Origin of the sequence: Paenibacillus sp. DMB5 (assembly GCF_001517085.1) — a bacterium.
GTDB lineage: Bacteria > Bacillota > Bacilli > Paenibacillales > Paenibacillaceae > Paenibacillus_AQ.
In genome coordinates this window covers 32,732-43,970 of the sequence record NZ_LRAC01000002.1, presented here as the reverse complement: position 1 = coordinate 43,970, position 11,239 = coordinate 32,732, and the positions used below count along the sequence as shown (strand labels likewise).

Annotated in this window: 11 protein-coding genes and 2 pseudogenes; 10 read left to right on the top strand and 3 right to left on the bottom strand. The window is 53.1% G+C overall.

Features of this window, described 5'->3' with window-relative positions:
- Nucleotides 1–60: 60 nt before the first annotated feature.
- Nucleotides 61–705, bottom strand: a complete 645-nt coding sequence (locus AWJ19_RS00250; protein ID WP_068720522.1) for a methyltransferase domain-containing protein — start codon at nt 703–705, stop codon at nt 61–63.
- Nucleotides 706–868: 163 nt separating this feature from the next.
- On the opposite strand from AWJ19_RS00250, the gene AWJ19_RS00245 reads away from it, so the two are divergent.
- Both AWJ19_RS00245 and AWJ19_RS00240 read left to right on the top strand, forming a co-directional pair.
- Entirely contained in the window at nt 869–2,461 is a 1,593-nt protein-coding gene (locus tag AWJ19_RS00245; protein WP_068720520.1) for an amidohydrolase, read from the top strand.
- A 128-nt stretch (nt 2,462–2,589) separates the two neighbouring features.
- On the top strand, nt 2,590–3,480 hold the full coding sequence (locus tag AWJ19_RS00240; protein ID WP_068720517.1) for a hypothetical protein: 891 nt from the start codon (nt 2,590–2,592) through the stop codon (nt 3,478–3,480).
- 81 nt (nt 3,481–3,561) lie between these two features.
- Here AWJ19_RS00240 and AWJ19_RS00235 read toward each other — a convergent pair whose 3' ends face one another.
- Entirely contained in the window at nt 3,562–4,023 is a 462-nt protein-coding gene (locus tag AWJ19_RS00235) for a hypothetical protein (RefSeq protein WP_068720516.1), read from the bottom strand.
- Between the two features lie 173 nt (nt 4,024–4,196).
- Here AWJ19_RS00235 and AWJ19_RS00230 point away from each other — a divergent pair, with 173 nt between their 5' ends.
- A complete protein-coding gene (locus AWJ19_RS00230; RefSeq protein ID WP_068720514.1) occupies nt 4,197–4,574 on the top strand; it encodes a DUF423 domain-containing protein in 378 nt (125 codons plus the stop codon).
- Between the two features lie 74 nt (nt 4,575–4,648).
- On the opposite strand, the gene AWJ19_RS00225 is transcribed toward AWJ19_RS00230, so the two are convergent.
- Nucleotides 4,649–5,185, bottom strand: coding sequence for a hypothetical protein (locus AWJ19_RS00225; protein ID WP_068720511.1), 537 nt, complete (start codon nt 5,183–5,185; stop codon nt 4,649–4,651).
- A 204-nt stretch (nt 5,186–5,389) separates the two neighbouring features.
- Between AWJ19_RS00225 and AWJ19_RS00220 the strand changes: the two genes are divergently transcribed.
- The 7 genes and pseudogenes from AWJ19_RS00220 to sufU all read left to right on the top strand — a co-directional run bounded on the left by AWJ19_RS00220 (nt 5,390) and on the right by sufU (nt 11,238).
- Nucleotides 5,390–5,692, top strand: coding sequence for a DUF1805 domain-containing protein (locus AWJ19_RS00220; protein ID WP_068720510.1), 303 nt, complete (start codon nt 5,390–5,392; stop codon nt 5,690–5,692).
- Between the two features lie 261 nt (nt 5,693–5,953).
- Nucleotides 5,954–6,418, top strand: a complete 465-nt coding sequence (locus AWJ19_RS00215; RefSeq protein WP_068720509.1) for a Dps family protein — start codon at nt 5,954–5,956, stop codon at nt 6,416–6,418.
- Nucleotides 6,419–6,700: 282 nt separating this feature from the next.
- Nucleotides 6,701–7,246: a DUF1802 family protein gene (locus AWJ19_RS00210; RefSeq protein WP_347231075.1), complete on the top strand. Its 546-nt coding sequence runs from the start codon at nt 6,701–6,703 to the stop codon at nt 7,244–7,246.
- A 232-nt stretch (nt 7,247–7,478) separates the two neighbouring features.
- On the top strand, nt 7,479–8,261 hold the full coding sequence (gene sufC / locus AWJ19_RS00205) for a Fe-S cluster assembly ATPase SufC (RefSeq protein ID WP_068720507.1): 783 nt from the start codon (nt 7,479–7,481) through the stop codon (nt 8,259–8,261).
- A gap of 30 nt (nt 8,262–8,291) precedes the next feature.
- Nucleotides 8,292–9,592 (top strand): annotated as a pseudogene (gene sufD / locus AWJ19_RS00200) (Fe-S cluster assembly protein SufD).
- Nucleotides 9,589–10,814: pseudogene (locus tag AWJ19_RS00195) on the top strand (cysteine desulfurase). Before sufD ends, AWJ19_RS00195 begins: the two co-directional pseudogenes overlap by 4 nt.
- Nucleotides 10,801–11,238, top strand: coding sequence for a Fe-S cluster assembly sulfur transfer protein SufU (gene sufU, locus AWJ19_RS00190; RefSeq protein WP_068720505.1), 438 nt, complete (start codon nt 10,801–10,803; stop codon nt 11,236–11,238). The pseudogene AWJ19_RS00195 and the gene sufU overlap by 14 nt, the downstream one beginning before the upstream one ends.
- The last annotated feature ends 1 nt before the right edge of the window (nt 11,239 follow it).

The following is an 11,239-nucleotide window of genomic DNA, read 5'->3' as shown; positions in this document are numbered from 1 at the left end:
TGTCCATAGCAAAATTTTAAGTGAAACTCAGGATGGCTTCCGTTCCGGGCAGCGGCTTTTCTACATTGGTTTCTCTCGAAGTCCGGCTAACCGTCTGCGTTCCAGGAGAGCACGCGGCTCCGGATAAGGAGTACGGCTCATTGCTTCCAGCTCGGCATAGGTAATGTCCTTTTTGACCACAACGAAATGGTACATGATTTCATGGACGACGTTTGCTTGCAGCGTTTTAAGGACATCAAGCTCCTCTGCTTCATACAGCGACTGGTCAAAAGGATACTGATAGAACAGCTCCATCCGGAGCAGCCGGTAATCAAACGGAGGTGCGGGAGCCGGATAATCGGGAACCGGCGGCGAAAGCGGGCCCGCAGACGGCTGATAAAAGCTGCCCGTGAAATAGCGGGGGGTATACTCATCGAACTTTTGCTTGAAAAAAGGGTTTGAGCTGTGCGGATAACTATGCGCATAAGGAGCCAGGATGCAGACAACCGCTTTATGGCAGCTGATCCGGTAAATCTCTGCCATAACCGACATCAGATCGTCCACGTACGGCAGTACGCGGCTGGCCATGACGAATTCTGCGGAGTTGTCCGGCAACGGAATTTCTTGATTAATATCACATACCATATCCACTCCGGGGTAAGAGGTCCGGTCGATTCCCAGATAACCTGATTCTTTGGCGGATCCGCAGCCGATATCGATTTTCAAGGAAATCACTCCTTCGGGGGGATAAATAAGGCTCTTCACTATAGTATTATTTCCGCAGGCTCCTGCTTCCGGTAGATGCCTATGATGCGGGAAAGAAACGTACTACAGCGCTTTTCTTCCTATTAATAAGCAAAAGATTCCAAAAATAAAGGAGCAGCTATAAATGACGTTAACCTTGTTCAAAAATGGAAACCTGGCCGCTGCAGGCTATCCCGGCTATGATGCTGTACTTGCGGAGGACGGCTTCATCAGGGCTGTCGGTAAAGGGAGTGAGCTCTCCCTGCAGCTGTCCGGGCGCCAGGCGGCAGTTATCGACTGGGACGGCGGGCATGTCCTGCCCGGACTTGTAGATGCCCATGTTCATCTGGGCATGCATGGGATGAAGCTGGACATGCTGGATTTCACGGGCATGACCTCCAAGGAGGAAATGCTGCGAGCCATTAAGGAGCGGGCGGCGGTCACGCCTCCCGGGGAATGGATTCTCGGCCTCAACTGGAACGAGAATGAATTCAGTCCTGCGGCCGCTCCGCATATATCGGAGCTGGACGCTGTAACCCGGGAGCATCCGGTGTTCCTGACCCGGACCTGCTTCCACGCTTTTCTGGGCAACAGCGAGGCGTTCCGGCGGGCAGGCGTCACGGCTTCCACGCCTGATTGTGCCTCCGGCGCTTACGGCCGCGACAGCGGAGGCGAGCTGAACGGCTGGATCTACGAGGATGCCGTCCAGCCGTTCAATGAGGTGCAGCCGGCGCCGGATTATGCCGCCCTGAAACAGGCGGTGCGCCGCGGCATCACGGATGCGCTCTCGCTTGGGCTGACCGCGGTCCACACGGAGGACCTGCGTTTTCTGGGCAGCGTGGAGACGATGCTGCGCATTCACCGTGAGCTGCGGGAGGAAGGGCTGCTGTTCCGTACCCATCAGCTGCTCTACTATGCCTATCTGCAGGAGGTGGAGCAGCTGGGGCTGGCCGCAGGCAGCGGAGATGAGTGGCTGCGGCTTGGCGCGGTCAAGCTGTTCGCCGACGGGGCGATCGGCGGCCGGACAGCCCTGCTGGAGCAGCCCTACAGCGATGCGCCTGAGACCTCAGGCATTGCGATCCATACCCAGGAGGCGCTGAATGACATCGTCAGCTCAGCCCGCAGGCTGGGGTATCCGGTGGCGGTGCATGCCATCGGCGATGCGGCGGCCCGGATGACGCTGGCCGCAATGCGGCATGTGCCGCTCCAGCGGGATGCGGCGCTTCCGGACCGCTTCATTCACGCCCAGGTACTGAGCAGCAGTCTGGTCAGTCAGATGCGCGGCATGCGGCTGATTGCCGATATTCAGCCGCGGTTTGTGGCGAGTGACTTTCCATGGGTGCTGGACCGGGTCGGCCCGGCCAGAACCGGTTATCTCTACGCATGGAAGAAGCTCCTGGAAGCGGGCATTCCCTGCGCCGGAGGCAGCGATGCCCCGATTGAGCCGCTGAGCCCGTTCCTCGGGATGCATGCTGCCGTTACCCGCTGCAGACCCGGAGAGCATCATGAAGGCTATCTGCCTGAAGAGAAGCTTAATCCTCAGGAAGCGCTCCGGCTGTTCACGGAGGGCAGCGCCGCTGCCGCAGGAGAGGCTTTGGAACGGGGACGAATAGCACCCGGCTACCGGGCGGATTTCACAGTTGCGGACCGTGATATCCTTACGGATGCGGAAGAGCTTCTTGAGGCTAAAGTGCGGATGACCGTAATCAACGGCGCTGTGGCTTATAGTGCCGGTTAAGCAAGCTTCTGCCGGTTTCAGGGTAATACGGTCAGCAAACAGAACAAGTTTATGCAACCCTGCCTTAGGGTTAAACGTTAATAAGGGTAGACATTATAAAAACCTGCAAACCTAAGGAGGCCGTCAACATGAGATCACAACGTTCATTACCGGCAGCCGCAGCCGTTGCTGTCCTGATGCTGGCCATTACGGCATGCGGCGGCCGGAGCCCGGCAGAAGCTCCCGGCGAACCCTCGGCAACCGTTGCCCCGGTCCAGACAGAGACCGCAGCAGCGACACCTACACCAGCACCTACTGCTGAGCCTGAGCAGACCATTCAGGGTACGGGCACCTATATCGGCCAGATTGACAATCATTCCGTGGAGATAGAGACAGAAGAAGGCCCAACCGCATTTGAGCTGGGAGCAGGTACTGAAGACGCGCCTACAGCGCTTGAAATGGATGATACCGTCATTATTGAATACGTGGAAAAACCGGTGGAAGGCGATCCTGCGGTCGTTCAGCGGGTGCTATCCAGACTGGAGAAGGCTGAGGGCGGGGAAGCCTCCTCTGGAGTGGAGTTGCCGGCTACCAAAGTAATCAAGCTTACCCTCGAAGGTATGGAGGAGGAGAAGACCGCTAGTCTGGCCGAAGGAGACGGCTATTCCCTGTATGTCTTTGATATCTTCACCTTTGACCCGGCAGCGGGCAGGCTGGCGATGAAGGTGGATCCCGGGTATTATGCTGACATCACCAGGCTGCCTTCCGATTTCAATCTTGACGCACTGGAAGAGGAAGGCCGTGAAGCACTTTCGGCCGTGGGAGAGGTTACGAAGCTGAGCCAGGAGGAGCAGGATCGCCGGATGTCCGGCGTAAGGCTCTATCTTACAGCGATGGGCTCCGGGCTTACCGACCAGTACATCGTCAAAGAGGTTGACGGCCAAGGCTATATCATCCGGCTGAATATCCCGCAGCGCGAAGCTTCGGAAGGGTTCGGGCCGCATGTATATGCTTCGCTGGATTCTCTTGTTAACCGTTAACATCTGAGCATGGCCCAAAAAGGCCGCTGCGGATTTATCCGCAGCGGCCTTTTTGCTGCACCAAACCTATGGCTTGCCGGATCAGGCACCGGCATTTACGAGCACAGTAGCGATCATCAGCATGAACAGGAGCAGAATCACGGCATTGATAACGGTACCGATAATGGCAAATACCTTCTTGCGCCTGCGGAGCGTAAGTCCGATAATACCGACAACTGCACCGGCTACATTGACGGCTGCCAGAATAAGGACCGTCAGTCCGAGCAGCATGATGGCCTGCGAAGAATCATTGATCACATCATTGCTGCTGCTGAGGATAGAGGAAGCCTGCATACCTGCGTAAACAAAGGAAATGGCATAGCCGACTACTGTAACAAGGGCAATCACGAAGGATGCGATCCCTGGTCCGGAATGCTTATAATCGCGTTTGTTCTCCTGATAAGCATATCCCGGGTTTGTTTCCGGCTGCATGCCTGCTGCGGCCGGAAAGGACTCAGGCGGATTGCCCTGAAGGTCGGTTTTGGGCGGATATTGGTGATCCATATTCAGCACTCCTCGTAAATGGGGATGAAGACTCTATACCTTCCACTTTTTCACAACACAGCTATAAAAGCAAGGTTTAACGGTGAAAATTCCGGAAGTCGCCTCCAGCTGGAATTCACAGGCGGCAATAAGTTAAGATAAGATGAGCTTAATGAAGAGGAGTTGTGACTGCAATGCAGCGAAAATTTATGGCCTGGGGCGCAATCCTGGCCATGCTGTCGGTGATGATTGGCGCTTTCGGTGCTCACATGCTGAAGACTGTGATAAGCAGCGACGATCTAGCAGTCTATGAGACTGGCGTTCATTATCACATGGTTCATGCGATTGGCCTGCTTGTGATTGCGGTCCTGATAGGCCAATGGGGGGAGAGTGCCCGGCTTCGCTGGGCCGGTTGGCTGCTTATAGCGGGAATTGTTCTGTTCTCCGGCAGCCTGTATGTGCTCAGCATCTCCGGAATTACTATTCTGGGCGCCATTACCCCGCTGGGCGGTGTCTGCTTCATCGCCGGATGGGTCAGCCTGGCCTGGGAGGCCCTGTCCCGCAAAAGCTGATGTCACCATAAGCAAACAGGCACCTGCCCGCGCAGCGGGAGGTGCCTGTTTGCTCTTTACAGTAAAGAATACCCTTACATAAATTCATCAATTTCATAAATTTTAAAGGTGTACACTTGTTTTTCGTCGACATGATAGACACTGATGGTAGACGACGCTTCATCAAAGTTCAAAATCCGGCAGGGCATGGAGACCTGGTTGCCAGGCCGGTTAGTCCGCAGACGGACCAGCTGATTGCTTTTAATGTAATGACGGATTTTGGCAAAAGCGTCTACAGACCCTTCGGAAGAGGGTTTGGAAACATTTGGCTTATCTGTCTTTTCACTTAACGGCTTCTCAATGACTGGCTTCTCATTCACCGGCTTCGGCGGCAGCTTGATCGGTACCGGCTGTGGTGACTCCTGATTCAGAGCCGCTTTGGCTGAGCGGAGCAGCGTATCGATGCTTCTTCCCAGCTCAAGACCCGATATGATTTTGAAGTCCGTAACCTTATCGCTGTTGTTCAGCATTTCAAGCAAATATTGCAGAGCAAGCGGGTTGGTACGGGCGTTAATCAGGATGTCGACGTTAAACAAATAATTACCGTCCGTATTTTGCAGTTTCTTGTCCATAAATCCCCCAGCTTTTTCATCAAATCAATTCGTAAGCCAAGTAAACTATACCATTAAAATTCTAATAAGCATATACTTCTTTGTCCGGAGGAAGGACTTGGGACTCAGGTATTCTATGACCGCCCTAGTCCATTCGTCCACACGCCGGCCCTTTGGTACGCATACACATACATCGTGAATGTGATTATAAGGAGGAAATGCAAAGTGGTAACATTGGAGCCTGTTCAAGTAGGCGGTCATACGCTGGTTGGTGTCGAGGTCAAGCTGCCCAAAACCACCCTGCTGACTATAAGCACGGACCGCGGGTATATTATGTGCGGGGCACTTGATGTAGGCCTGCTTAATGAGAAGCTGGGTGACCGCAAGATCATTGCAGCCAGAGCAGTGGGTGTGCGTACGCTGGCCCAACTGCTTGCTGCTCCGCTGGAGTCTGTTACTGTTGAAGCTGAGAAGCTGGGGATTGTTCCCGGAATGACCGGTGAAGAAGCACTGCTGTTAATGCTCTAGCCAGTAAGATTTTACCTTTAAAATATGACTTACAGGGGCCTCTCCGGCCCCTTTTATGCTGCCGGAATAAAAGCGGATAAGGCTGTAATACATGGTCATCCTACAAAGAGGAAAAAGCATGTCCGCTTACCTACGCATGCTGGCGCAGCCGGTATGCTGTTGTTTCGTACCCGGGCATCAGGGGTACAATGAATATAGACAACTGCTGGCGGAGGATGGACATGCAGCCGGCAAATTTTATGGACAAGGATGGGATCTGAAATGGCTAAAGCAACGAACAAAGTTGATACAACCTCACTGGAACAAGTACTTAACCGTCAGGTGGCTAACCTGAACATACTTTATGTCAAGCTCCACAATTATCACTGGTATGTCAAAGGGGAGCAGTTCTTCTCCCTGCATGTGAAATTTGAAGAGCTGTACGACGATATTACACTGAAAATGGACGAAGTGGCTGAACGCCTGCTCAGCATCAAGGGCAGTCCTGCTGCAACGATGAAGGAATATCTGGAAATCGGTACAATTCAGGAAGCCACAGGCAAAGAGGACACCCGCGGTATGGTGCAGACCCTGATCGAGGACTTTGCAACTGTAGCGGAAGAGCTTACTGAAGGCATTGAGCTGGCTGAGGAGAGCAGCGACCAGCCGACAGCGGACCTGTTCATCAGAATCCGCACCGATCTGGAAAAACACCAGTGGATGCTCCGCTCCTTCCTGGGGGCGTAACACTGCGGCATTATAAAAGCTGGATAATGGAATAGAGCCTCCCTTACGGGCAAAGTTATTAAGTAACAGCTTCTTAATGACATAGCCCGTGCGGAGGCTTTATTTTTTTGCGGTAAAATATAATGAAGTCCATAACCTACAGATATTTCTGCGGAAGGTGTGATCCAAGCAATTTGTAGATGGCTGCTGCAAGTTATATAATCCATAGTAAACCTGCTGTTAAGTACACGTAGACGGAAAGGGGAGACTGTACTTGAATATTAATCCTGTAGCGTTAAAGGAATGGGCTTCCGCTGTACATGCCCTGGCCGGAGGCGGCAGATCATCCTGCTGCGCAAAGGGGGCATTGCGGAGGAGACCAGACGCTTTGAGCTGAAAAGCCACTCGTTCTTCCTGTACCCCACCTACGAGCATCAGCGTGAAGAGCTGCTTAAGGAACCTTACCGTCCGCTGGTCGCGCAGACGCTGGCCGATGAGGCTGCAGGCGGGGGCGGAACCGTATCGCTTGCGGTATATGCCGAAGCAACTGACGATATTGAGGTCCGCGATCTGGAACAGCTGGAGCTGCTGTATCCGTTCCATATCTGGAGCGAACAGCTTGCCGCCGAACGTCTTCGCTGGAAAGCCAAGGAACCGCTGCATGTCCTGCTTCTGCGGGTATATGTGAGCGAGGCTGGGGCAACCATACCTGTGCTGCCTGAATATTCAGGCTGCCGCTCCTGGATTGAACTGAAGGATGCGCCGCCGGAGCAGCAATGGAAGCCGGTTCTTAGCGACAGCGAATTCGAGCGGCGGAGGTCGGAAATCCTGTCCGCGTTAGGCAGCTAACAAGCTGTTGTTAACTGTCGGCTCATGTAAAATAGCTGTGAAAATTGAAAAGCAACATTTGTAAAAAGGCATCCTTTGTAATAAAATTAGTGAGAATCATTGATAATCATTATGATTCTGTTTATAATCATTACAATGTGATATAAAATATAATTGTGCTGGCAATCAGGGAAATCCTGTGACAATACAACTTTCTGATTTCGCAAATTGACGAGTGGAGGGAATATTAATTATGGCAGCAGATTTTGTCATTGAGGGACTGAAAGCAAACATTGAAGGAAAAGAAATTCTGAAGGGCATTAACCTTCAGATGAAGGGCGGAGAAATTCACGCCATCATGGGACCTAACGGTACCGGTAAAAGTACACTGGCTTCCGCACTCATGGGTCATCCCAAGTATGAAGTTACTGAAGGTACAGCCGTTCTTGACGGTGAAGACCTGCTGGAAATGGCGGTAGACGAGCGTGCACGTGCCGGCCTGTTCCTGGCTATGCAGTATCCGAGTGAAATTGCAGGTGTAACCAATTCCGACTTCCTGCGCAGCGCCATCAATGCCCGCCGTGAAGAGGGTAATGAAATCTCCCTGATCCGCTTCATCCGCCAGATGGAAGCGAAAATGAAGGAACTGGAGATGAATCCGGAATTCCTGCACCGCTATCTGAACGAAGGCTTCTCCGGCGGTGAGAAGAAGCGTAATGAAATTCTCCAGATGATGATGCTGGATCCGAAGATCGTCATTCTTGACGAAATCGACTCCGGCCTTGATATTGATGCTCTTAAGATTGTAGCGGAAGGCGTAAATTCGATGAGAAGCCCGGAACGCGGTTTCCTGGTCATTACCCACTATCAGCGCCTGCTTAACTACATCAAGCCAGATTTCGTGCATGTCATGATGCAGGGCCGTATCGTTAAATCCGGCGGACCTGAGCTGGCTGAGCGTCTGGAAGCAGAAGGCTACGAATGGGTTAAGGAAGAGCTTGGCATTGAAGACGAAACAGTAGGACAGGAAGCCTAAACAAAGACACCAGGAAGGAGGAAACCACTTATGACGACGCAAACCATTCTTCCGGTGGACGCCGAGCGGCTCAGCGAATTATCGCAGGGCAGCGGCGAGCCGGGCTGGCTGAAGGACAGCGCCTGCAGGCGCTGGCTCTGGCAGCCGAACTGGAATTGCCGAAATTGGAGAAGACGCGGATTGACCGCTGGAACGTGAATAACTACGGAAGCTATAAGGCAAGCAAGCCGCTAACGGCACTTAATGAAGCACCTGCGGCGATTGCTGCGCTTATTAAGGACCAAGAGGAGGGCAGCCTGATTATTCAGCAGAATTCAGGTGTGGTCTACACCCGGCTGGCGCCTGAGCTGGCAGAACAAGGGGTAATCTTTACCGATCTGCAGACTGCGGCCAAAGAGCATGGCGATCTTGTTCAGCGTTATCTGCACAAGGCTGTGCTACCGGGCGAGCATTCCATTGCCGCTTTGCATGCTGCACTGTGGAACGGCGGTGTATTCCTCTATGTTCCCAAAAATGTGGTTATTGATACTCCGCTGCAGGCCGTTCTGCTTACCGATGATGCCGAAGCTGCGTTTGTTCCGCATATTCTTGTCGTTGCCGATACCAACAGCTCTGTTACCTATGTTGACAACTATGTATCTGACAAGACCGAAGCAGGCCTGCACAACGGTGCGGTTGAAGTCTTCGTGGGTGCTGGTGCCACAGTGCGTTATGCAACTGTCCATCAGCTGGGTGCAGACACAACGGATGTCACTTACCGCCGGGCGGTTGTTGAGAATGACGGCACAATCGAATGGATTGTCGGTGAGATGAACTATGGTGATACTGCCAGCGATACCAAATCGGTGCTCAAAGGCAACGGTTCCAGCTCGGATGCCAAAGTGATTGCTGTAGGCTCTGGCTCCCAGAAGCTGAACTATACTACCCAGGCACAGCATTTCGGCAAACATACGCCAAGTGACATGATCACACGTGCGGTTATGCGCGAATCAGCCAATTCCATTATTAACGGAATTACAAAGATCGAGAAGGGTGCTACAAGAGCTGACGGCCAGCAGACTGAAAAAGTTCTGATGCTGAGCCCGAAAGCGCGCGGAGACGCCAATCCGATCCTGCTCATAGACGAAGACGATGTAACAGCAGGCCATGCCGCTTCCGTAGGACAGGTCAATCCGGAGCAGGTATATTACCTGATGTCCCGCGGGATTACACGGCATGACGCAGAGAAACTTATCATATACGGCTTCCTGGCACCTGTCGTGTCGCAAATTCCACTGGAGGGACTGCGCAGCCAGCTCCAATCTCTTGTGGAAAGGAAGTTAGGCCAATGATCAGCAGCAGTATCCGGGAGCAGTTTCCCATCCTGAACCAGAAGATTAACGGGCATCCGCTCGTTTACCTGGACAGCGCGCGACTTCACAGAAGCCGCGCCAGGTCATTGAAGCAGTGAAAGCCTATTATGAATGGGATAATTCAAACGTGCACCGCGGTGTTCATACCTTGGGCAGCCGGGCTACGGATGCATACGAAGGCGCGCGTGAGAAGGTAGCGAAATTCATTAACGCCCGCAGCATCAAGGAGATCATATTCACCCGCGGAACAACAACCGGGCTGAATATTGTAGCTTCCTCCTATGGTCCTGCTGCAGTCGGCGAAGGTGACGAGATCGTTATCACCCAGATGGAGCATCACAGCAATTTCATTCCGTGGCAGCAGCTGGCCAAGCGGACAGGGGCTACCCTGAAGTTCATCCCGCTGCAGCAGGACGGAACGGTACGGCTGGAGGATGCGGAATCAACAATCACGGATAAGACCAAGATTGTGGCCATTGCTTATGTTTCTAATGTAATGGGGGTTACGAATCCTGTAAAAGAGTTGGCTGCCATCGCCCACCGCCACGGTGCAGTAATTGTAGTGGACGGCGCACAGAGCACTCCGCATATGAAGGTGGATGTCCAGGATCTGGACTGCGACTTCTATGCGTTTTCCGGCCACAAAATGCTGGCTCCGACCGGCATCGGCGCCCTGTACGGCAAGAAAGCACTGCTGGAAGCCATGGAGCCGGTTGAGTTCGGCGGCGAGATGATTGACGACGTCGGCCTGTATGACTCGACCTGGAAAGAGCTTCCGTACAAGTTCGAAGGCGGCACACCGATTATTGCCGGTGCTGTCGGTCTTGGGGCCGCTATTGATTTCCTGCAGGAGGTCGGGCTGGACAATATCCATGCCCATGAAATGAAGCTTGCCGCTTATGCGGAGCAGAAGCTCTCGGAGATCAGCGACCTGTCCATCTACGGGCCGCGCAACCGCCAGGTTGGCGTAGTCACCTTTAATCTCGGCGACGTCCATCCGCATGATGTGGCTACCGTACTTGATGCCGAAGGCATCGCTGTGCGGGCCGGACATCATTGCTGCCAGCCGCTTATGCGCTGGCTGCAGGTCAGCTCGACGGCCCGGGCCAGCTTCTATCTATACAATACCGAAGAGGATGTAGATGCGCTGGTTAAAGGCCTAATCAAGGCAAAGGAGTACTTCTCTTATGAACTTGGATGACCTGTATAGACGTGTTATTATGGATCATTATAAAAATCCCCGGAACCGCGGTTCTTTTGAAGACGATGCACTAAAGATCGAACTGAACAACCCGACCTGCGGCGACCGCATTACGCTGCAGCTCAAAGTAGAGGACGGCATCGTCAAGGATGCCCGGTACAGCGGTGAAGGCTGCTCGATCAGCATGTCATCTGCTTCCATGATGACTGAAGCGGTCAAAGGCCAGACGATCGGCCGTGCACTTGAGCTGGCTGACAGCTTTTCCTCTCTGATGAAGGGTGAAGATGCAGATTTCGGAGATTACGAAGATATAGAAGCCCTGTCCGGTGTAAATAAATTCCCGGCGCGGATCAAATGTGCCACCCTGGCCTGGAACGCGCTGCGTAAAGGGATTGAAACAGAAGAAGGGCAACAACAACATTAGA